This window comes from Streptomyces sp. NPDC029138 (assembly GCF_055564375.1).
The window spans coordinates 54,572-75,178 of record NZ_JBVHWM010000020.1; the positions used below are offsets into that span (position 1 = coordinate 54,572).

23 protein-coding genes and 2 pseudogenes are annotated in these 20,607 nt (G+C 71.5%); 13 read left to right on the forward strand and 12 right to left on the reverse strand.

Annotated elements, in window-relative coordinates; all coding sequences use genetic code 11:
- Window positions 1-3 precede the first annotated feature (3 nt).
- Window positions 4-159 carry a hypothetical protein gene (locus ACZ4WH_RS18350; protein WP_468181561.1) on the reverse strand — a complete coding sequence of 52 codons (156 nt, stop codon included), beginning with the start codon at window positions 157-159 and terminating at the stop codon, window positions 4-6.
- Between the two features lie 109 nt (window positions 160-268).
- Between ACZ4WH_RS18350 and ACZ4WH_RS18355 the strand changes: the two genes are divergently transcribed.
- Together ACZ4WH_RS18355 and ACZ4WH_RS18360 are read left to right on the forward strand one after the other, a co-directional pair.
- Window positions 269-748: an MmcQ/YjbR family DNA-binding protein gene (locus tag ACZ4WH_RS18355; RefSeq protein ID WP_468181563.1), complete on the forward strand. Its 480-nt coding sequence runs from the start codon at window positions 269-271 to the stop codon at window positions 746-748.
- A 12-nt stretch (window positions 749-760) separates the two neighbouring features.
- Window positions 761-1,108 (forward strand): cupin domain-containing protein, encoded by a 348-nt coding sequence (locus tag ACZ4WH_RS18360; protein ID WP_468181565.1) that lies wholly within the window; start codon window positions 761-763, stop codon window positions 1,106-1,108.
- Between the two features lie 45 nt (window positions 1,109-1,153).
- Here ACZ4WH_RS18360 and ACZ4WH_RS18365 read toward each other — a convergent pair whose 3' ends face one another.
- Window positions 1,154-1,525, reverse strand: coding sequence for an NIPSNAP family protein (locus tag ACZ4WH_RS18365; protein ID WP_468181567.1), 372 nt, complete (start codon window positions 1,523-1,525; stop codon window positions 1,154-1,156).
- A gap of 81 nt (window positions 1,526-1,606) precedes the next feature.
- Here ACZ4WH_RS18365 and ACZ4WH_RS18370 point away from each other — a divergent pair, with 81 nt between their 5' ends.
- Window positions 1,607-2,356: a hypothetical protein gene (locus ACZ4WH_RS18370; RefSeq protein ID WP_468181569.1), complete on the forward strand. Its 750-nt coding sequence runs from the start codon at window positions 1,607-1,609 to the stop codon at window positions 2,354-2,356.
- Here the strand turns inward: ACZ4WH_RS18370 and ACZ4WH_RS18375 are convergent.
- Both ACZ4WH_RS18375 and ACZ4WH_RS18380 read right to left on the reverse strand, forming a co-directional pair.
- Window positions 2,266-3,609, reverse strand: coding sequence for a cation:proton antiporter (locus ACZ4WH_RS18375; RefSeq protein ID WP_468181571.1), 1,344 nt, complete (start codon window positions 3,607-3,609; stop codon window positions 2,266-2,268). The two genes, ACZ4WH_RS18370 and ACZ4WH_RS18375, sit on opposite strands and share 91 nt — an antisense overlap.
- A complete protein-coding gene (locus ACZ4WH_RS18380; RefSeq protein ID WP_468181574.1) occupies window positions 3,606-4,985 on the reverse strand; it encodes a hypothetical protein in 1,380 nt (459 codons plus the stop codon). Before ACZ4WH_RS18380 ends, ACZ4WH_RS18375 begins: the two co-directional genes overlap by 4 nt.
- A 270-nt stretch (window positions 4,986-5,255) precedes the next feature.
- Between ACZ4WH_RS18380 and ACZ4WH_RS18385 the strand changes: the two genes are divergently transcribed.
- From ACZ4WH_RS18385 to ACZ4WH_RS18405, 5 genes are read left to right on the forward strand one after another with little or no spacing between them, the layout of a single operon-like run.
- Window positions 5,256-6,272 carry a 3-oxoacyl-[acyl-carrier-protein] synthase III C-terminal domain-containing protein gene (locus tag ACZ4WH_RS18385; RefSeq protein ID WP_468181576.1) on the forward strand — a complete coding sequence of 339 codons (1,017 nt, stop codon included), beginning with the start codon at window positions 5,256-5,258 and terminating at the stop codon, window positions 6,270-6,272.
- Between the two features lie 20 nt (window positions 6,273-6,292).
- Window positions 6,293-8,176, forward strand: coding sequence for an HAD-IIIC family phosphatase (locus tag ACZ4WH_RS18390; RefSeq protein ID WP_468181578.1), 1,884 nt, complete (start codon window positions 6,293-6,295; stop codon window positions 8,174-8,176).
- Window positions 8,173-8,433: an acyl carrier protein gene (locus ACZ4WH_RS18395; protein WP_468181579.1), complete on the forward strand. Its 261-nt coding sequence runs from the start codon at window positions 8,173-8,175 to the stop codon at window positions 8,431-8,433. The genes ACZ4WH_RS18390 and ACZ4WH_RS18395 overlap by 4 nt, the downstream gene beginning before the upstream one ends.
- A complete protein-coding gene (locus ACZ4WH_RS18400; RefSeq protein ID WP_468181581.1) occupies window positions 8,423-8,896 on the forward strand; it encodes a hypothetical protein in 474 nt (157 codons plus the stop codon). Before ACZ4WH_RS18395 ends, ACZ4WH_RS18400 begins: the two co-directional genes overlap by 11 nt.
- Window positions 8,897-10,006, forward strand: a complete 1,110-nt coding sequence (locus ACZ4WH_RS18405; protein ID WP_468181583.1) for an FAD-dependent oxidoreductase — start codon at window positions 8,897-8,899, stop codon at window positions 10,004-10,006. It abuts the gene before it with no gap.
- Here the strand turns inward: ACZ4WH_RS18405 and ACZ4WH_RS18410 are convergent.
- From ACZ4WH_RS18410 to ychF, 5 genes and pseudogenes are all read right to left on the reverse strand, one after another.
- Window positions 9,988-10,725, reverse strand: coding sequence for a LuxR family transcriptional regulator (locus ACZ4WH_RS18410; protein WP_468181585.1), 738 nt, complete (start codon window positions 10,723-10,725; stop codon window positions 9,988-9,990). The two genes, ACZ4WH_RS18405 and ACZ4WH_RS18410, sit on opposite strands and share 19 nt — an antisense overlap.
- 220 nt (window positions 10,726-10,945) lie before the next feature.
- The gene (locus ACZ4WH_RS18415; protein WP_468181587.1) at window positions 10,946-11,344 is read right to left on the reverse strand and encodes an Imm7 family immunity protein; all 399 of its coding nucleotides are present in this window, start codon (window positions 11,342-11,344) and stop codon (window positions 10,946-10,948) included.
- A gap of 3 nt (window positions 11,345-11,347) precedes the next feature.
- Window positions 11,348-11,857, reverse strand: a pseudogene (locus ACZ4WH_RS18420) (restriction endonuclease fold toxin); the annotation flags it as partial.
- A gap of 259 nt (window positions 11,858-12,116) precedes the next feature.
- Window positions 12,117-12,215 (reverse strand): annotated as a pseudogene (locus tag ACZ4WH_RS18425) (NUDIX domain-containing protein); the annotation flags it as partial.
- Between the two features lie 189 nt (window positions 12,216-12,404).
- A complete protein-coding gene (gene ychF / locus ACZ4WH_RS18430; RefSeq protein WP_468181589.1) occupies window positions 12,405-13,493 on the reverse strand; it encodes a redox-regulated ATPase YchF in 1,089 nt (362 codons plus the stop codon).
- A gap of 443 nt (window positions 13,494-13,936) precedes the next feature.
- On the opposite strand from ychF, the gene ACZ4WH_RS18435 reads away from it, so the two are divergent.
- Complete coding sequence (locus ACZ4WH_RS18435) at window positions 13,937-14,362, forward strand: DUF6542 domain-containing protein (protein ID WP_468181591.1); 426 nt, start codon at window positions 13,937-13,939, stop codon at window positions 14,360-14,362.
- Window positions 14,363-14,380: 18 nt separating this feature from the next.
- On the opposite strand, the gene ppgK is transcribed toward ACZ4WH_RS18435, so the two are convergent.
- Complete coding sequence (ppgK, locus tag ACZ4WH_RS18440) at window positions 14,381-15,127, reverse strand: polyphosphate--glucose phosphotransferase (RefSeq protein WP_468181593.1); 747 nt, start codon at window positions 15,125-15,127, stop codon at window positions 14,381-14,383.
- A 29-nt stretch (window positions 15,128-15,156) separates the two neighbouring features.
- Complete coding sequence (locus ACZ4WH_RS18445; protein ID WP_468181595.1) at window positions 15,157-16,173, reverse strand: 4-hydroxy-3-methylbut-2-enyl diphosphate reductase; 1,017 nt, start codon at window positions 16,171-16,173, stop codon at window positions 15,157-15,159.
- Between the two features lie 65 nt (window positions 16,174-16,238).
- Here ACZ4WH_RS18445 and ACZ4WH_RS18450 point away from each other — a divergent pair, with 65 nt between their 5' ends.
- The 4 genes from ACZ4WH_RS18450 (at window position 16,239) to ACZ4WH_RS18465 (ending at window position 19,951) form a co-directional block, all read left to right on the forward strand.
- On the forward strand, window positions 16,239-17,615 hold the full coding sequence (locus ACZ4WH_RS18450; RefSeq protein WP_468181597.1) for an APC family permease: 1,377 nt from the start codon (window positions 16,239-16,241) through the stop codon (window positions 17,613-17,615).
- A 168-nt stretch (window positions 17,616-17,783) separates the two neighbouring features.
- Window positions 17,784-18,992: an exodeoxyribonuclease VII large subunit gene (gene xseA, locus ACZ4WH_RS18455; RefSeq protein WP_468181599.1), complete on the forward strand. Its 1,209-nt coding sequence runs from the start codon at window positions 17,784-17,786 to the stop codon at window positions 18,990-18,992.
- Window positions 18,989-19,228, forward strand: a complete 240-nt coding sequence (locus tag ACZ4WH_RS18460) for an exodeoxyribonuclease VII small subunit (RefSeq protein WP_468181601.1) — start codon at window positions 18,989-18,991, stop codon at window positions 19,226-19,228. Before xseA ends, ACZ4WH_RS18460 begins: the two co-directional genes overlap by 4 nt.
- 132 nt (window positions 19,229-19,360) lie before the next feature.
- Window positions 19,361-19,951 carry a malonic semialdehyde reductase gene (locus tag ACZ4WH_RS18465; protein WP_468181603.1) on the forward strand — a complete coding sequence of 197 codons (591 nt, stop codon included), beginning with the start codon at window positions 19,361-19,363 and terminating at the stop codon, window positions 19,949-19,951.
- An 82-nt stretch (window positions 19,952-20,033) separates the two neighbouring features.
- Here the strand turns inward: ACZ4WH_RS18465 and ACZ4WH_RS18470 are convergent, their stop codons facing one another.
- Window positions 20,034-20,561, reverse strand: a complete 528-nt coding sequence (locus ACZ4WH_RS18470; RefSeq protein ID WP_468181605.1) for a DUF4245 domain-containing protein — start codon at window positions 20,559-20,561, stop codon at window positions 20,034-20,036.
- Between the last annotated feature and the right edge of the window lie 46 nt (window positions 20,562-20,607).

Here is a 20,607-nt window from a genome sequence, read left to right on the forward strand (position 1 = left end):
GTATCAGTCCCAGTGGAAGTCGTCGGGCGTCTGTGTGACATCCGCGACGACGGCCGGCCGGATTTCGGATTCCGTGGCGGACGCGGTCGCGTTGGTCAGTGCGAGTGCGGCGACGGTGCCGACGAGAAGCAGCAGGAACTTGCGGAAACTGGTGTACATTTTTGGATTCCTGTCGTGCGATGGGGCGGAGATCCCGTCGACGGACGGGACCGGGCCTTTCTGGGAATAAGATTTCCGGGATCGCCCGGCACGGTCAACGAAGCGGGACGTGCATAATTTCGCGACGCACTTTCTCGCACGTTCCATGTACGAACCATTGCCCGCATACTCGGGCGAATCGGACAATCGGAGGGTTTACACGGTGAAACCGACCACGGAGGATGTCCGGCGGGTCGCCACCGCGCTGCCACGCACGGAAGAAGCGCTGGTCCGGGACCGGATCAAGTTCCGCGTCGGACGGATCGTCTATGTGGCGCTGTCCCGCGACGAGACCCTGATGGGCTTCGCGTTTCCGCGCGAGGAACGTGCCGCCCTGGTGGCGGCGGAGCCGGACAAATTCCGGTTCCCCAGCGAGTCCGACATGCGGTTCAACTGGGTCGTCGCACGGCTGGACGCACTGGACGTCCCGGAGATGTCCGAACTGGTCGTCGACGCGTGGCGCATGTGCGTGCCGAAGAGCGTGGCAGCGGCCCACGCGGCCACCCTGCAACATTTCCCGGAAAGCTTGCCGGATTCCGAGGGGCTGTGAAGAATCGGCGGAATGGAATCGCTTGCATCAGTTCCCCGCTTCTTCGAGACGGACACGCTGTCGGCCGAGCAGGACCGGATGGCGATGCGCTATCTGGAATTCCTGCGGGTGCCCGCGCTCAGCGCCGGCCTGTACGTGCTGCCGGCCGACGGCACCGATCCCCAGCTGCCGCACCACGAGGACGAGCTGTACGTGGTGCTGGCCGGCCGGGCCCACCTCCGCGTGGGCGCCACGGATCACGCCGTGGCGCCCGGCTCGGTCTGCTACGTGCCCGGAGAGGCGGAACACCGCTTCCACTCCGTCACCGAGGAACTCCGGGTGCTGGTGGTGTTCGCGCCCGCCGAGACGCCCTGTCCCTGAGCGGACGGCGGCGGACCGCCCCCGCCGCCTCGCGGCGGGGGAGGCTCAGGCCCCGGCCGCGGCGCCGGTCACCCGGCCCAGTTCGGCGAGTTTCTCCGCGCTGATCGACGTGGTCACGGCGTGGTAGTCCTCCACCATTCCCATGACGGTGTCCTCGAAGGCGAGCCATTCCTCGCTGGCGTAGAACGCCTCCGACACGGCCCGCCGGTCCTCCGCGTCCCTGAACGCCCGGACCAGGAAGAAGCTGTCCTCGTCGGTCGACGAGAGCCAGTGTCCGAGGACGTGGATGCCCCACTTCCGCATCAGCGGTACCGTCCCCTCGTCCGCCACCCGGTAGAACTCCGGCCCGGTGCCGGGCTTGAGCCGGAAGAACCGGATCTCCAGCATCCAGGGGTCGCGGCCCTCCATGGATTCCATGTACTCCCTCTCCCACTCGGCCGGCCGGTCCGTCGACCGGCCGGCTCTCCATCAGTTCCGCTTCTCGCGAGGTGACTTCACGTGAACCACTCCTCCTCCGCGGCCGGGCCCTCGCTCGCCCTGCTGCGCACCGCGGTCGCGGCCTTCGGTCGCTACACCGCGGCCGAGGACTCCTGGGCGGCGTTCCTGACCGCCACGGCCCCCGGCGTGGACCCCTCCCTGCCCGGACACCGCACCGCGCTGCTGCGCTGGCTCAATGCCGCCGGCTGCCGCATCCGCTACCCGAGGACCGGGGAACCCGACCTCTTCGACACCTCGGTCGCCGGCTGGTGGGAGGAGTACGGCGAGCTGCTGCCCGCTCCCGGGGAGCGGCTGGCCGGCCTGGACGACGAGCGGATCACCGCCGTCGGCACGGCCTTCGCGGCCCTGAGCGCCGGCCCGGCCTCGTTCGGCCGCAGGCCCCGGCCGCTGGGTCCGACCGCCGCCTCCAAACTGCTGCACGCCCTGCGTCCGTACGCGGTCATGCCCTGGGACGCCGCCATCGCCGCGGCCCTGCACCGGACCCGGGACGGGTCCGCCTTCGCCGCGCACCAACGACTCGGACGGGACTGGGGGCGGGCCGTGCTGGCCGAGGCCGCCGGACCGGCCGGGGCCCCGGCGGACGCGGACGCCGAGAGCGCGCTCGCCGCCGCCTTCGGGACCCCGGGCAGGCCACTGGCCAAGATGCTCGACGACTACTGCTACCTGGTCTTCACGGCCGGTTCGGTGGAGCCCCCGGCGGACGCCACCGGCTCGGCGAGCGGCGCCTCCGCCGTACCGGCCATCGGGTAGAAGCGCTCCAGGAGCGGCCCGGTCATGAAGGTGGTGACCACCGCCATGACGACCATGGCGGTGAACAACCTCGTGTCCAGCAGGCCCAGTTCCAGGCCCACGCCGAGGATGACCAACTCGGTCAGCCCGCGGGCGTTCATCAGGATGCCCAGCGCCCGGGCCTCCCGGCGGGGCACCCCGGTGAGCCGGGCCGCTCCGAGCGTGCCGCCGAACTTGCCGGCGATGGCGGCCAGCGTGACCACCGCGACCACCGCAAGACCGCTGAGCCCCAGTCCCCCGAGGTCCACGGACAGCCCGGTCACGGTGAAGAACACCGGCAGCAGCAGCCTGCTGCTCTGCTCGATCCGCACCGGGACGTCCGGCATCGAGCGGGCGATCTCCTCCTTGGGCACCACCGCCCCGAAGGCGAAGGCACCGAACACCGCGTGCAGGCCGATCTCGTGCGTGGCCCAGGCGGTGACCAGGGCCCCGGCCACCAGGAGGACCTGCCCCAGCCCGGCGTCGGCGAACCGGCCGCCCGGTGCCAGCAGCCGGCGCAGCGCGGGCCGGACCCCGTACACCAGGGCCGCGATCAGCAGCGCCGCCCAGCCCGCCATCCGCAGCAGGGACCACACCTCACCGGCGCTCACCACGACGATCAGCGCGGCCAGCCCGCACCAGGCGATGAGGTCCTGCACGGCGGCACAGGCCAGCGACATGCTGCCCAGCCGTTCCCGGTGCAGCCCCCGGTCGGCGATGATCCGCGCCAGCACCGGGAAGGCGGTGATGGACATGGCGGTGCCGAGGAAGAGGGAGAAGCCCAGCGCGCCGGGGCTGCTGCCGTCCTCGGTCACCGGGGTGTGCCAGGCGTACAGCCCGGCGGCCACTCCCGCCCCGAGGGCGAACGGCAGGGCCACCGACCCCAGGGACACGGCGGTCACCTGGCGGCCGGCCCCGCGCAGCCGCCCCATGTCGAAGTGGTGGCCCACCCCGAACATGAAGAGCACCAGGCCGACCTGGGCCAGTACCTGGAGGTACGGACGGGCGGCCACCGGGAACAGCACCTCCACCGGGTCACCGGGAAACAGCCCGAGCAGGCTGGGCCCGAGCGCGATACCGGCGACGATCTCCCCCATGACGGCGGGCTGGCGCCACCGTTCGGCGAGCCGGCCGCACAGGAAGGCGGCGACCAGGATCAGGGCGAGCGCGGCCAGCACCGGTCCGAGCACACTGTCGACTCCGCCGGCCGCCAGATGGTGAGGGGCCGAGTTCACCGCTCGCCCGCCGCGGCGGACGGCGCGGCCTCGTGCATCACGGCGCCCGCGTAGGCACCGTTGGTGACGTTGACGACGCCTTCGCCGGACTCCACCGTGGTGGCCCGGGCGAGCGCCCCGCCGTAGCCGTTGACGACGGTGAACACGCCCCACGCCACGGTCCACTCGCGCAGCACGCCGTCGGCGTCGGGGAACAGCTCCGGGTCCGGGACGACCCGGCGCTGGATGACGTACGGGCCGTCGAGGGCGGCGGTCAGCCGCTCGCGCCAGATCTCCGGGGTGACGTCGTCCTGCCAGCCGAGCACCACGCCGTGGCCGCCGTGGAGCAGCGTCGGCTTCAGCGCGAGATCGTCCTGGTGGGCCAGCGCGTACTCCAGGAGGTCGACGCGGCTGCCGTCCTCCAGCGTGACCTCGCCGGCCCGGACCATCCGGGTCCACGGCAGGATCCGGTCCAGGCTCTCCAGCTCCGCCGCGTCGAACAGATGGCGGTTGGCCTCGTCGGAGAGCATCGCCAGGGCGCCCTTGCTGGCGAACAGCTCCGAGTCCATCGGCGTGAAGATCTTGACCTCGCCGCGGTGGGCCGCGTCCAGCACCGGCTCCATCAGGGCCGCCGCCTCGTCGGACTCCAGCAGGTCCTCGATGAGGAACATCCGCGAGATGATGTCGACCTTGCGCTCACCGAGCCAGACCGCGCCGTCGCGGATCTCCAGCTGACCGATGTGGCACGGGTGGGCGTCCAGGCCGAGGGCCTGCCAGCGCTCGCAGAACTGCTCCATGTACGGCGCCAGGCTCTCGAAGCTGCTGGGCCAGTCGGTGAGGGCGACCACCGGCCGCGAGCCCGGCGCGAAGCCGGTCTCCACGAACATGTTGTTGACCTGCTCCCGCATGGTGTCCACGTACGTCAGACCGCGGCGCTCGGCGTACCCGGACAGCACCGGGTGCTCCAGCAGGGCCCGGCACATGTCGGCGTTGTCCATCCCGCCGAGGGTGCTGCCCATGTTGAACTCCAGCAGGCGCAGCCCGGTCGCGTCGGCGTACATGTCGGCGCGGGCCTGCCGGGTGACGGACGTGCCCCGGCTGCGGAGGATGGCGGAGACCTGGAGGTCGGTCATCCCCACCGCGGAGGCGAAGGCGGCCAGATCGCCGCCGAAGAGCCGGTCGGGAAGGCTGACCAGGGCGGTCCGCAGGTGCTCCAGGTCCGCGGCGATACGGGCCTGCTCCTCGTGCCCGAGGAACACCGGACGGGAGAGAAAACGGCCCTGGTAGATCGTGTTGAGCAGCTTCGACTCGGGCTGGGAGCCGACGAGTTCGGCCGCCGTGGCGCCGCTTACGGCCACCTCGGCCAGATACTCCTTGGTCAGGGACACGCGATCCATGAATGTGACCTCTCGTAGCACCGGGATTCGACGGGGGAATCACGGCGTGAGCAGAAAGACGGTGGCGCCCGGTGCACTTGCGGGCTCTGCGCAGATTAGGTTCCGGACGGCAGCTCCCCAAGCTGCAACTTTTCCCCGGCCGGTCCGGTGATCCTGCACAAAAGTGCAGCACAACAACTTGCACCATCAGGGACGTTGCACCGCGCCCGCGCACTGAACAGACTTCAGGCGACGCCATGCGGCCTTAATCGGCTTGAGCAGGAGAGCCCTATGAATTTCGGAATAGTCGAATTCGGCTACGCGTTCGGTGAGACACAGGAGGTCGCCGAGGTGGCGGCCGACTACGTGCCGGACCCGGAGCGCATCATCGGGTGGGGCTACACCACCTTCCATCGCGCGCCGGAGGACGTGCACGCCCTCCAACTCGCCACGCAGGCCGGCGAGGAGGCCCTCAAGCGGGCCGGCATGACCGCGGCCGAGCTGGGCCTGGTCGTGTACGCCACCTCCGACCATCCGGAGTACCCCCACTGGGACTCCTCCGCCGCCCTGGCCCGGGAGCTGGGCACCCCGCTGGTGCAGACGCTGCTGCTGAACGAGGGCTGCGCCTCGGGTGTCACGGGCCTCGGACTGATCGCCGGCCAGCTGGCCATTCAGCCGGAGCTGGACAACGTACTCTTCGTCGCGGTGAACCGCACCAGCGAATTTCACCGGAACCGCATGACGGTCAACAATTCGGTGCACAGCGACGCCGCCGTGGCCGTGATTCTCAAGCGCGACCACGAGGACAACCAGTGGCTGTCCACCTCCCAGATCACCGACCCCGATCTGTGTGATTTCTTCCGCAGCGAATACGGCGGAAGCGTCGCCCCGCTGCCGCCGCTGAGCTGGAACAGCCTGACCGCGCCGAGCGGACTGCTGCGCGTGCAGGAGCACTTCGACCGTGACCCCAAGCGGCTCATGGCCTTCGTGCACGACCTGGAGCAGCGCGTCGTCCAGGTCGTCGAGGACGCCTGCCGGCGGGCCGGGGTGGAGCGCGCCGACCTGGCCCGGGTGATCTACATCAACGACGGCCGGTCCTCCATGCAGGAGATCGCCGACGCGCTGGAGATCCCGGTGGAGCGCACCAACGTCGAACTCGCCGCCGTCCATGGCCACATGGGCGCCGCCGACCAGCTGGTCTCGCTCGGCGAGCACCTGGAGCGGGGCGAACTGCGCAAGGGCGACATGGTGGCCCTGTGCGGCATCGCCATCGGCATGCGCTGGTACTGCACCCTCGTCCGGATCTGACGGGCGGCGAGGACACCACCATGGACATCACCCACCTGACCGAAGCCATCGGCACCGCGGTGGCCGAGGGGCGGGCGCCGGAACCCGGTGCCCGGCTGGCCCTCGCCGCCGTCGAGGACCCGGCCCCGCTGCGCCGGATCGGCGCCGCCCTGAAGTCCCTGGACCCCGAGGCCCCCGGCCTGCGCCCGGTCCGGCTCTCCGTGCTGGGCAGCGCCACCCTCGGCGCCCTGCCCGACCTGCTCCGGGCCACCCTGGTCGCCGCCGGGCTCGGCCCGCGCGTCCGGACCGGCGAGTACGGCCGGTTCGAGATGGAGCTGGCCCTCGGCACCTTCCAGGAGGAGCACCAGCCCGACGCGGTGCTGTGCGTGCTCTCGGAGGAGTTCTTCCTGCCGGCCACGCCCCAGGGCATGCCCGTCAAGGAGGTCGTCGCCCACGTCGAGAACAGGCTCGCCGAGCTGCGCGGCCTGCTCGGCGCCGCGGCCGGGCACACCCCCGCCGCCCTGGTCCTGAACACCGTGCCGCTGTCCCGGGCGGTACGGGACTCCTTCATCGCGGTCCGCGACCGGGCGGTCCTGGCGCAGGCGTGGCACCGGCTCAACGCCGACCTGCTGGGGCTCGCCGCCGAGGAGCCGCAGCTGGTCACCCTGGACCTGGCGGGGCTGCTGGCCCTGGACGCGGTGCCCGCCCGGGACCGGCGGCTGCACTCCTTCGCCGACATGCCGTACACCGACCACGCGCTGCTGCTGCTCGCCCAGGAGACCCGCCGGGTGCTCCAGGCCCGGGCCGGGCTGTCCCGGAAGGTGCTGGCGCTGGACGCGGACAACACCCTGTGGGGCGGGGTCCTCGGCGAGCTGGGCGCCCACGGTGTGCAGCTGGGCGGGCTCTACCCGGGCAAGGCCTACGCGGCCCTCCAGCGGGTGGCCGCCGGCCTGCGCAAGCAGGGCGTGGTGCTGGTCCTGGCCAGCAAGAACGACGCCTCCCTGGTCGAGGAGATGCTGACCGGGCACCCGGAGGCGGCGCTGCGCCCGGACACCTTCTCGGTGCTCGCCGCCAATTGGGACGCCAAGGCGGAGAACCTGAGCCGGGCCGCGGGCTCCCTGGGCCTCGGCATCGACTCGTTCGTCTTCATGGACGACTCCCCCTACGAGCGCGAGCACGTCGCGGCCGAGCTGCCCCAGGTGGCGGTGGTCTCCGCCGACGGCGATCCGGCCCATCTGGTGGAACGGCTCCTGCGGCAGGGCTGGTTCGACGTACCGGAGCTGACCGCGACCGACCACCAGCGGCCCGACCTGTACCGCTCGCGGGCCCTGCGCAGCGAGTACTCGGGGTCGTTCAGCTCATCCGAGGACTACCTCACGGCGCTCGGCATCACCGTGACCGCGGCCCCGGCCACCCCGTTCACCACCAGCCGCATCGCCCAGCTGGCCGCCCGTACCAACCAGTTCAACCTCACCGACGTGCGGTTCGACGACAGCGCGACGGCCGCGATGCGCGATTCCGCCGATCACCTGGTCGCCTCGTTCTCGGTGTCCGACCGGTTCGGTGACGAGGGCGTCGTCGGCGCGGCCTGGGTGGAGCGCGGGGAGCGCGAGTGGCGGGTGCTGAACCTGGTGCTCAGCTGCCGCGTCCTGGGCCGTGGCGTGGAACTGGCCGTCGCCGACTGGCTGTTCGAGCGGGCGGCGCAGGCCGGTGCCGACCGGGTCACCGCCCGGTTCGTGCCGACGGCGAAGAACGCGGTCGCGGCCGACGTCTGGGAGCGGGCCGGCCTGACGCTCGTCTCCGAGGACGCGGACGGCGTACGGGACTTCGCCGTCGACCTCGCCGGCCGCCCCCCGGTCGCCCCCGCCTGGATCGCCCTGACCTCCCCCACCCCCTCCCTCGACACTCAGGAGAACACCGCATGACCACCACCCCGGACCTGACGGACGAGACGGCCGCCAAGGTCGTGGACATCCTCAGCGGCATCCTCGGCACCACGCCGGCCACGCTGGCGGCACAGCCGCTGCTGGGCTCGTACAACTGGGACAGCCTGACCACCCTGGAGGCGCTGGTCGCCCTGGAGGGCGAGTTCGGCGTCGAGATCGACCTGCGCGCCCTGCACTCCCAGCGCACCGCGGGTGACCTCGTCGAGCTGGTGAGGGCGGCCCGCGATGGCCGCTGACGACTTCCACTTCCTGCACGGCAGCTGGACGGTCGCCAACCGCCGCCTGAAGACCCGGCTGGCCGGCGCCGACGACTGGGAGGAGTTCTCCTCCCAGGCCGTGATCCGCCCGCTGTTCGGCGGCGAGGCCAACGTCGAGGAGATCCACTATCCCGACGAGAGCATGTACGGGCTGACGTTGCGGCTCCACGACGCCCAGCGGGACATCTGGTCCCTGCACTGGGCCACCAGCGAAGGCCGGCTCTTCCCGCCCGTGGAAGGCCGCTTCACCGACGGCACCGGCGTGTTCGAGGGCGATGACGAACACCGCGGCACACCGGTGCGGGTCCGCTTCACCTGGACTCCGGGCGGTCCGGACGCGGCGCGCTGGGAGCAGGCGTTCTCCGCCGACGGCGGCCTCACCTGGGAGCTGAACTGGGTCATGGAGTTCTCCCGGACCGCACCGGCCGAAGGGACGGGGTAGATGCGCGTCGCGGTGGTCGGCGGCGGCCTGCTCGGCACCCTGCTGGCCTGGCGGCTGGCCACCGGGCCGGGCCGGGAGCGGCGCCGGGTCGAGCTGTGGGCCGGCGACCACCAGGAACGCGAGGAGGACGCCACCACCCGCTCCGGGGGCATGGTCCGGGCCTACGCGGGCACGGCCGTGGACAGTCTGCTGGCCGCGCGCAGCCTGGCCGAGCTGCGGTCCAGCCCGACCCTGCGGGACTGGGCCGGGTACCGGGAGACGGGCTCGGTCGTGGTGCAGGCGGCCGGTACCGGAGCGGCCGGAACGGACACCGCCGCTGCGCTCGCCGTGGTCGAGGATCTGCTGCCGGGTCACGCCGCGTGCGCGGAGGCGCCGGAGCTGGCCCGGAGGTTCTCCTTCCGCGATCTGCCCGACGGCGCCTGGGGCATCGTCGAGGAGCACGCCGGCTATCTCTTCCCCGACCGGCTGCGGGACGCCGTACTGACCCACCTGCCCGCCGACCGGGTCCGGGTGCTGCCGCGTGCGGCCGGATCGGTGGACCCCGCTCCCGCGGTCCGGCCCGCGGACGGCGGGCCGCCCATGGGCTACGACGCGGTGGTCCTGGCGACCGGGCCGTGGACGCCGGCGCTGCTGGAGCGCAGCGGGCTGGACGCGGCCGGGTACCGGACCAAGCAGATCCAGTACACGTGGTGCAGCGGCTGGCCGGCCGGGCTCGGCGTGTTCATGGACGAGACCTCCGGCCTGTACGGGCGTCCGGCGGACGGCGGCGGCATGATCGGCGTCCCCACCCGCCTGTGGGACGTGGCCCCGTCGGCCGCCGAGGTCCGCGACGGCGTCACCGACGAGCTGCGCAAGGCGGTGGAGACGCGGCTGCCGGGGACCGTTGCCCTCGGCTTCCGGACCGTGCCGGCGCTGGACTGCTACTACGAACAGCCCGGCGCGGCCCTGCGGCAGGTGGTGCCGGGCTCCGCCCTCTACACCTTCGCGGGCGGCAGCGGCGGCGCGGCCAAGACGGCTCTCGCCGCGAGCCGGGACGCGGCGGCGGCCCTGCTGGACGGGGACCCGCGAGGCGGATCGGCCCTCCCGGTGGCTCAGCCGACCGCGGCCTGATCCGGCCGGCTCCGGTCGCCCTGCTGCTCCACGGCGAGGAGCACCCCGAGCTGGACCAGGTTGGAGGCGCCCAGCTCGACCTTGATGGCGGCCACGTGGTTGTCGTAGGCGCGCTTGCGCAGTCCGACGCGCCGGGCGATGTACGCACCGCTGTGGCCGGCCATCAGCAGTTCCTTGATGCGCGTCCGGATCTCGGGCACGACCTCCGCGGAGGCGGCCCGGGGTCCCGTCAGGTTGAACGGCTTGCCGTGCGACCAGGCCCGTTCGTAGAGGTCGACGAGGAAGCCGACGACCCCCGGGTCGGAAATGGCGCTGGCGCTGCCGTGGTCCCTCGCGGTGGAGATGACCGCGACCCGCCGGTCGATGATCACCATCCGGTCGAAGTGCGAATCGGCCACGGTGCGGAACTCGCCGCCGAGTTCGGTGGCCCGCCGCACGTATTCCTTCATCGGCTCGTTGAACCGGGCGGCGTGCTGGTAAATGGTGCGCACGCGCACCCCGCTGGCCAGGCACGACTCCGTCTTGGCCAGGGCCTGGTCCAGCGCGTCGGGCGTCCGTGTCCAGCCCGGCTGGGCCGACGCGATCTCAACAGTGGCCGAACACGCCTGTTCCTCGATGAAGGCGTTGATGGCTGAAGCGGGCGAAAGGATGGTCAGCGCGGGGATTCTCCCCGCTGTCCTCTCGTTCCCCCCAGGTATGGCTGTGCTGTAGTGCGGCATCCTTACCCCCATATTGACGCAGCAACCCCAGGATCTTACGGCGTCCCTTTTGCGACGCGCATAGATTATTCACGCCAACCAGACCAAATTCCGCCCGTGATTCAGGTCACACACACCACCATCAGGGCCCGGCTCCGAAGCGCCGGGCCCTTTCTGACCTGCGGGTTCGCCGGGTCAGTCAGCTGTTGGTGCGTGCTCCTCCCGGCGAGCCTCGTAGGGCTCAGTCCTCGATTACCGGATTGCACGGCGAGAGAAACGGATCCAGGCGCTCCTCGACGAGCCCCCTGCGGACGACGCGCACCCGGAACGCGTTGTCGGCGTTCGGGATGTCGCCTTCGTCGGAGCGGTCGTAGAGCAGCCCCCACGAGCCGGGGAAGCGGCGCGCGATGTACGCCACCAGTTCGTCCAGCTGCCCGGCCTCGTAGCCGATGTGGTTCGTGTGGCCGGCGGCCGTGACGACGTCCAGCCCGTTGAAGACGTCGAGCACGACCTTGCAGCTGGAGGACCACTGGACCGCGTCGATCCGCGCACGCAACTCATCGACACCCGCCCTCAGAGACTGCGGGTCGTCCTCGTACGGGTCCTCGGAGATACCGAACCAACCATGGAACTCGTACATCCCTCACTCCAGCGGAGTCGTGTCGATCACCGGCTCGACGCCGTACCGGCGTCCGTATTCCTGGAGCTTATCGATCACCCCTGGTCCGGGCGGTCCGTCGAACTGGAAGTACGGCGTGCGGCCACTCTGGATCGCCGCCTCGAACGTGGCTTGCGCCTGCTTGCGGAACTTCTTGTTCAGGGTGAAGTCCGCGGGCTTCGCCTGGGCCACGTACTCGTCGCTGATCGCGTCGAACTCACGTCCGTCCGGGTCGTTCGCGAACCTCCTGCGGGGCTCTCCGCCAAGCTTCTCGGCCAGCTTGTCCGCGTCGGCGTCGGGCTTGTTGACCTCGATGAGGTCGCCGAGCCCCCCGTTGTCCTCGTACGGCGCGAGGCCCAGCGGATCGCTGAACCGGTGGGGGTTGTGCACGTACACCGTGGGGTTGGGCGCGGGCGCGAGACCCAGCGGATCGGGCGTGATGTACCGGGCGGTCTGCGGGTCGTAGTAGCGGTGGTGGTTGTAGTGGAAGCCGGAGCGCTTGCCGCGGGCGTCGCCACTGGCGTGGCGGTCCGGCCAGGTGGCGTCGATGTTGTTGCCACCGCTGTCGTACGCGTAGGACTCGCCTCTGGCCGGCCGTGACGGCGGTGACCCGGCCCGTCGCATCAAGGCCGAAGCGGCGCGGCCCGCGCAGGGCGTCGTCCACCCAGTCCGACGTCAGCGTCTCCCCGACGCTGCGGGTCAACGACAGCGCGCCTCCGGCGGCACGCAGCGTGGCAACCGGACGCACTGTCTCGTTGGGGGCCTCGACGCCCCGAGTGCCGTGGATTATGTGGGCGACCTTGAGGGACTCGGGCTTCACGGTGAGCCCCGTCTCCTCGTAGAGCTCGCGGACCAGCAGCGGACCCGGGCAGCCGTCGACAGGGCGTACGCGGACGAGTCCGCTGATACCCGGCCACAGGTCGACGAAGCGGCATAACCGTTCCGCGCGCTGACCGAAGTCAGCACGCTGCGGACTCCGCGCGGACCGCAAAGGCCGCCCAACCCGCTCCGTCGCAGGTCAGACGGCCTTTCGCCGTACGCATCAGACGTTGAAGCGGAACTCCACCACGTCGCCGTCCTGCATCACGTAGTCCTTGCCCTCCATGCGGGCCTTGCCCTTGGCGCGGGCCTCGGCGACCGAGCCGGTCTCGACCAGGTCGGCGAAGGAGATGACCTCGGCCTTGATGAAGCCCTTCTGGAAGTCGGTGTGGATGACACCGGCCGCCTCGGGGGCCGTCGCGCCCTTCTTGATGGTCCAGGCGCGGGACTCCTTGGGGCCGGCCGTCAGGTAGGTCTGAAGGCCGAGGGTGTCGAAGCCGACGCGGGCGAGGGTGGCGAGGCCGGGCTCGTCCTGGCCGACGGACTGGAGGAGTTCCAGGGCCTCCTCCTCGTCCAGCTCGGCGAGGTCCGCCTCGAGCTTGGCGTTGAGGAAGATCGCCTCGGCCGGGGCGACCAGGGCGCGCTGCTCGTTCTTGAAGTCCTCGTCCACCAGCTCGTCCTCGTCCACGTTGAAGACGTAGAGGAAGGGCTTGGTGGTGAGCAGGTGCAGGTCGTGGAGGAGTTCCGCGCGCTCGCTGCCCTGGACGATGCCGTGCGCGAAGAGCGTGTCGCCCTTCTCCAGGATCTCCTTGGCCTCCTCGACGGCCTTGACCTTGGGCGCGATGTCCTTCTTGATCCGCGACTCCTTCTGGAGGCGGGGCAGGACCTTCTCGATGGTCTGGAGGTCGGCGAGGATCAGCTCGGTGTTGATCGTCTCGATGTCGTCCTTCGGCGAGACCTTGCCGTCGACGTGGACGACGTTCTCGTCCTTGAAGGCGCGGATGACCTGGCAGATCGCGTCGGACTCGCGGATGTTCGCGAGGAACTTGTTGCCCAGGCCCTCGCCCTCCGAGGCACCGCGCACGATGCCGGCGATGTCGACGAAGTCGACCGTGGCCGGAAGGATGCGCTCCGACTTGAAGATCGAGGCGAGCTGGGCGAGGCGGGCGTCGGGCACGCCGACGACGCCGACGTTCGGCTCGATCGTGGCGAACGGGTAGTTGGCCGCCAGCACGTCGTTCTTGGTCAGGGCGTTGAACAGGGTCGACTTGCCGACATTGGGCAGGCCGACGATTCCGATCGTGAGCGACACGTTGCGACTTCCCGTAGTTGAGTGGGCCAGGGGCTGCCAGGGGCCAGAGACCGACACTGGCCGATCCACCAGTTTACGGCGTCCCGCGCGCCCGCCTCGCGAGAGCGGTGATCGCCCGGCCAAGCTCTGGCCATCGGCGTGTCTCACGGGCGATTCGGCACATAAACAGACCTAGGTTGGTCCCTGTGGAGCAACACGGATCGCGACCCCCGAACGACGGACCGCGACGCGGCACGCCCCCGTCGGCCCCGCTGCCGGCGCAGGGACGACGCCGGGTGGACGGCGAGCGCGGGCCCGGCGGCGGGCGTGGGCTCGGCGGTGAGCGCGGGCGCGGTGGTGAGCGCGGGCGCGGTGGTGAGCGCGGGCGCGGTGGTGAGCGCGGGCGCGGTGGTGAGCGCGGGCGCGGTGGTGAGCGTCGGCCCGCGCCGGGTGACGGGCGGGCCGTGCGGCCGGTACAGGGAGCGGGACCTGGTACGGCGGGCCGGCGGCTGCCGAACCCCCGGCTGACCGGGCTCGGCAGCGGGCTGTTCTGCCTGGCGGCGATGTTCCTGCTCGGCTTCCTGGACCAGCTGCTGTTCGGCTCCTCCCCGACGGTCTACGGCGTGCTGTTCCTGCCGGTGTGCGTGCTGACCGCGCTGTGGGTGCGTGGCGGGGACGTGCTGACCGCGCCCGTCGTCGTACCGATCGCGTTCGCCGTGGGGCTGCTGCCGGTCGCCGAGGACAGCGGGGGGCTGCTCGGCCGCCTGATGGGGCTGGTCACCGGGCTCGCCACCCAGGCGGGCTGGCTGTACGCCGGGACGCTCGCCGCCGGGGTCATCGTGCTCGTCCGCAGGGTGCGGTGGGTACGACGACGCCGGCGACGGAGCTGACGGCGGCCGGCCCGGCCCCTAGGCGCGCTGGGCCGCTCTCATCGCCGCGCCCACGATCCCCGCGTTGTTCTGGAGCTGGGCGGGGACCATCTCGGCCTTGACGCCCTCGATGAGGTGCAGGAACTTGTTCGCCTTGCGGCTGACCCCGCCGCCGATGATGAACAGCTCCGGCGAGAACAGCATCTCCACGTGGGCCAGGTACTTCCCGACGCGGTGCGCCCACTGCTCCCAGCTGAGGTCGTGGTCCTCCTTGGCCTTGCTGGAGGCGCGCTTCTCGGCGTCGTGGCCGTCCAGCTCCAGGTGGCCCAGCTCGGTGTTGGGGAGCAGGACGCCGTCCACGAAGACGGCGCTGCCGATGCCCGTGCCGAAGGTGAGCAGGATGACCGTGCCCTTGCGGCCCTGCCCGGCGCCGAACTCCATCTCGGCGACGCCCGCCGCGTCCGCGTCGTTGACCACGGTCACCGGGAGGCCGCCGAGCCGGCCGCTGAACAACGCGCGCGCGTCCGTGTCGATCCAGCTCTTGTCGACGTTCGCCGCCGTACGGACCGTGGCGCCGCCGGTGACCACGCCGGGGAAGGTCAGGCCGACCGGGCCCGTCCACCCGAAGTGGTCCACCACCTGTTTGACCCCGTCCGCCACGCCGTCGGGCGTCGCCGGGTGCGGGGTGAGCACCTTGCAGCGCTCCTGGGCCAGGTCGCCCCGGTCCAGATCCACAGGGGCGCCCTTGATGCCGGATCCGCCGATGTCCACGCCGAAGATCTGCATGGCTCCACGTTACGACGGACCACTGACGGTCACGCCCCCGAGGTGCCGCTCCCGCCGCGCTCGGCGACCAGGGCCGCCGCCTCTTCGCGCAGGTCGCGGCGGAGTTCCTTGGGCAGCGAGAAGGTGATCGACTCCTCGGCGGCCTTGACGATCTCCACGTCGCCGTAGCCGCGCTCGGCGAGCCACTGGAGGACCTGCTCGACCAGCACGTCGGGCACGGAGGCGCCGGAGGTGACGCCGACGGTCGTGACGCCCTCCAGCCATGCCTCGTCGATCTCGTCGGCGAAGTCCACCAGGTAGGCCTCGCGGGCGCCGGCGAGCTTGGCGACCTCGACCAGCCGCTTGGAGTTGGAGGAGTTGCGCGAGCCGACGACGATGACCAGCTCGGCCTCGGCGCCCATCTGCTTCACGGCGAGCTGCCGGTTCTGCGTGGCGTAGCAGATGTCGTCGCTGGGCGGGGAGACGAGCCCGGGGAACTTCGTCTTCAGGGCGTCGACGGTCTCCATGGTCTCGTCCACGGAGAGGGTGGTCTGGGAGAGCCAGACGACCTTCGACGGGTCGCGGACCTCCACCTTCTCGACGTCCCCGGGACCGTCGACCAGCTGGATGCGCTCGGGGGCCTCGCCGGAGGTGCCGATGACCTCCTCGTGCCCCTCGTGGCCGATCAGGAGGATGTCGTAGTCCTCGCCCGCATACCGGACGGCTTCCTTGTGGACCTTGGTGACCAGGGGGCAGGTGGCGTCGATGGTGGCGAGCCGGCCCTGCCGGGCCTCCTCGTGCACGACGGGGGCGACGCCGTGCGCCGAGAACATGACGATGTTGCCGGGCGGCACCTCCTCCGTGCGCTCGACGAAGATCGCGCCCTTCTTCTCCAGGGTCTGCACGACGTACTTGTTGTGGACGATCTCGTGCCGGACGTAGATCGGGGCCCCGTACTGTTCGAGGGCCTTCTCGACGGCGATCACGGCGCGGTCCACGCCGGCGCAGTAGCCCCGGGGGGCGGCGAGCAGGACACGGCGGCCAGAGGAAGCGGTCATGCGTCCCATCGTAAGGCCGCGTTCGGGGGCGGAGAGATCGCGTGCCCATGGCCGCGCGGGGAAGACTTGTGCGTATGTCCGACACCGGAACGACAGCCTCCGCGACCGGCACGCACCACCGGTTGCGGCGCAGCCTCGGCTTCCGGGACCTCGTGGTCTACGGGCTGCTGTTCATCGCGCCGATGGCACCGGTCGGGGTGTTCGGCACGCTGGACGCGAAGTCGCACGGCGCGGTGGCGCTGGTGTACGTGGTGGCCACGGTCGCCATGGCGTTCACCGCTTTCAGCTACGCGCAGATGGTGCGGGTCGTACCGCAGGCCGGGTCGGTGTTCGCCTACGCGCGCGCGGGGCTCGGAAAAGGGGCCGGGTTCATCGCGGGCTGGATGGCGATGCTCGACTACGTGCTCATCCCGGCGGTGGCCTACCTCTTCTCCGGCATCGCGATGAACGCGCTGGTCCCCGAGGTGTCCCGGTGGGTGTGGACGGCCCTGGCCGTGGTCGTCACCACCCTCCTGAACCTGTGGGGCGTACGGGCCGCCGCGCGCGTGGGCCTTCTCGTCCTGGCCCTGGAGATCGTGGTCCTGGTCGTGTTCGTGGTGTCGGCGGTCGTGGTGCTGGCGCGGGACGGGGCGCAGCGGGGGGTGCTGTCACCGCTGTCCGGGGACGGCACGCAGGGCGCGTTCGCGCTGTCGGCGGTGATCGGCGCGGTGTCCGTGGCGGTCCTGTCCTACCTGGGCTTCGACGCGATCGCGACGTTCGCCGAGGAGGTCACCGGGGGCTCGGCGAAGGTGGCGCGGGCGCTGCTGTTCTGCCTGGCGCTGGCCGGGGTGCTGTTCGTCGCGCAGACGTATCTGGTGGCGCTGCTGGAGCCGACGACGTCCGCGCGGCTCGCACGGCATCCCGGGGCTCAGGGGTCGGCCTTCTACGACGCGGTGGACTCCGCCGTCGGCACGTGGCTGCACGACCTGGTGGCCGCGAGCAAGGCGATCGGGGCGGCGTTCGCGGCGCTGGCCGGGCAGGCGGCGGCCGGGCGGCTGCTGTTCGCGATGGGCCGCGACCGGCGGCTGCCGCGGGCCCTGTCCCGCACGGACGCCGGTGTGCCGCGGGTGGCTCTGCTGTGCGCGGCGGTGATCACGCTGGTCGCGGCGGGGTGGGCGGCGCGGCGGGACGACGGCCTGGACAAGCTGGTGTCGGTGGTCGACATCGGGGCGCTGTCCGCGTTCACGCTGCTGCACGCGAGCGTGGTGGGGTACTTCGTGGTGCGGCGGGGGGAGCGGAACTGGTGGCGGTATGTCGTGGTGCCGGTGGCGGGGGCGGCGATCACGGTGGCCGTCATCGCGGAGGCGGCGGGCGCGGCCCAGGCGGTGGGCGCGGTGTGGCTGGCGATCGGCTTGCTGGTACTGGTGGGCCAGCGGGGCCGGCGGGGCCGGCGGGAACCGCTCAGCAACTGACCGGCGCGACTGCCCGCAGCTACGGCGGCGTGGGGCCGACGGCCGGGTAGCGCCCCGAAGGGGCGCGGGGAACCGCGCGGTCAGCCGTGACGGAGTCGCGGACGGAAACGGCCCGCAGCCCTACGGCGCGTAGCCGGACTGTCGGTGGCGGCCACTACGCTCGACGCCATGGCTGTGAACACGTCCCCCCGAACCCCGCTCCCCGTGGGCGAGGTCTCCCGGCTGATCGGCGGCTGGATCGACCGGCTCGGCGCGGTGTGGGTCGAGGGGCAGATCACGCAGCTGTCCCGCCGCCCCGGCGCCGGTGTCGTGTTTCTCACGCTGCGCGACCCGTCGTACGACATCTCCGTGAGCGTGACCTGCTACCGCCAGGTGTTCGACGCGGTCGCGGACGTCGTCGGCGAGGGCGCCCGTGTCGTCGTCCTGGCGAAGCCCGAGTGGTACGCCCCCCGCGGTCAGCTGTCCCTGCGCGCCGCCGAGATAAGGCCCGTAGGCGTCGGCGAGCTGCTGGCCCGGCTGGAGCAGCTGAAGAAGGCTCTCGCGGCCGAGGGCCTGTTCGCGCCGGAGCGGAAGAAGCCGCTGCCGTTCCTGCCGCAGCTGATCGGGCTGGTGTGCGGCAGGGCCTCCGCCGCGGAGCGGGACGTGCTGGAGAACGCCCGGCACCGCTGGCCCGCCGTCCGCTTCGAGGTGCGCAACGTCCCGGTGCAGGGCGTCCACGCGGTCCCCCAGGTCGTGCAGGCGGTGAAGGAACTCGACGCGATCGACGAGGTGGACGTGATCATCGTCGCGCGCGGCGGCGGCAGCGTGGAGGATCTGCTGCCCTTCTCCGACGAGCAGCTGGTGCGGGCCGTGGCCGAGTGCCGTACGCCCGTGGTGTCCGCGATCGGGCACGAGCCGGACAACCCGCTGCTGGACCACGTCGCCGACCTGCGCGCCTCCACGCCGACCGACGCGGCGAAGAAGGTCGTGCCGGACGTCGGCGAGGAGCTGGAGCGGGTGCGGATGCTGCGGGACCGGGCGCGGCGCTGCATGAACGCGTTCGTGGAGCGGGAGGAGCGGGGGCTGGCGCACGCCCTGGCACGGCCGTCGATAGAGGATCCGCACCGGATGATCGACGAGCGCGCCGACCATGTGGCCGCGCTCCTCGACCGCGGCCGGCGGACCCTGGGGCATCTGCTGGACCGCGCGGACTCGGAGCTGACGCACACGCACGCGCGCGTGGTGGCGCTCTCCCCCGCGGCGACGCTCCAGCGCGGTTACGCGGTGCTGCAACGGGCGGACGGGCACGTGGTGCGCGATCCGGCCGAGGTGACGGCGGGCGAGGCGCTGCGCGCCCGCGTCGCCGACGGTGATTTCACAGTGAAGGTGAGCGAATGACGAGCAAGGTGGACGAGACGCTGTCGTACGAGCAGGCGCGCGACGAGCTGATCGAGGTCGTACGGCGGCTGGAGGCGGGCGGTACGTCGCTGGAGGAGTCCCTGGCGCTGTGGGAGCGCGGCGAGGAGCTGGCCAAGGTGTGCCGGCGCTGGCTGGAGGGGGCCCGGGCCCGGCTGGACGCGGCGCTGGCCGAGGAGGAGGAGACGGACGGGGAAGCGGAGAAGGGCGGCGAGTAGGGGCGGCGCGGGGTTGTGAAGCGAGTCACCACACCCCCGATTTAGTTGAACGTTAAACCTCACGTGTCGTAGGGTCGGTGACGTCAGCCGGTCCGGCGCCCCGGGCCGGACACGCCCCCGAGGAAGTCACCCATGTCTCTCGTTCTTGACCCCGCCGCCCAGGACCTGCTGTTCCGCGAGGCCCGCACCGCGAACGCCTTCACCGACGAGCCGGTGACCGAGGAGCAGGTGCAGGCGATCTACGACCTGGTCAAGTACGGCCCGACCGCCTTCAACCAGACCCCGCTGCGCATCACCCTGGTCCGCTCGGCCGAGGCCCGTGAGCGCCTGGTGAAGCACATGGCCGAGGGCAACCAGGCCAAGACCGCCACCGCGCCGCTGGTCGCGATCCTCTCCGCGGACAACGAGTTCCACGAGGAGCTGCCGACCCTGTTCCCGGCCTTCCCGCAGGCCAAGGACGTCTTCTTCGCCGAGCGCCCGGTCCGCGAGGGCTCCGCCACGCTGAACGCCGCGCTCCAGGCCGCCTACTTCATCGTCGGCGTCCGCGCCGCCGGCCTCGCCGCCGGCCCGATGACCGGCTTCGACCACGAGGGCGTCCGCAAGGAGTTCCTGGACGACGACCACACCCCGCTGATGGTCGTCAACATCGGCAAGCCGGGCCCGGACGCCTGGTACCCGCGCTCCCCGCGCCTGGCCTACGAGGACGTCGTCACGACCGTCTGAGCCACGCGAGCACGACAGAGGCCCCCGGCACCGCCGGGGGCCTCTTCACGTACGCGGAGGTGGTACGGGCCCACCTCATGGCTCACCGCATCTTCAGCGCCGCCGCCATCGTCGTCAGCTCCCCGAAGGAGCCGGTGCCCGCCACCACCGTCGTGGAGCCGGGCGTGTCCTCGAGCACCAGGGCGTCGTACCGGCCGCCGGTGTAGCGGGTCCAGGTACGGCCGTCGATCCGCTCGGTCCGCTTCGTCGCCGACGCGCCCTGACTGGCCTGGTCGATGAAGTCGGCGGGCTTCTCCGTGGACTGCTCGATCTGCACGTACTGGCCGTCCGGCGTCTGGTAGCCGAGGTGCCAGCGGTCGGACTTCTCACCCTGGAAGCGCACGGAGGTCGGCTTCCAGGTGCTCGGCAGGCCCTCCGGCGCGGCCACCGGGTAGCTCGCCGCGCGGCGGGCCGTGACCAGTTCGACCCGGTAGTCGACCCGCTTGAGATCGGGAGCGTGATCGTCGTGCGGGATGGCGATGAAGTAGACGACCAGCCCCGCGATGCCGATCAGGGCCAGGGAGAGAATCATGTCCCGGGCCGTCTTCTGCTTGCCGTTCGAACCTGCCACGCCCCCTATCGTCGCAGGTGCCCCAAGCGCTCATCCGTGGGGTCCC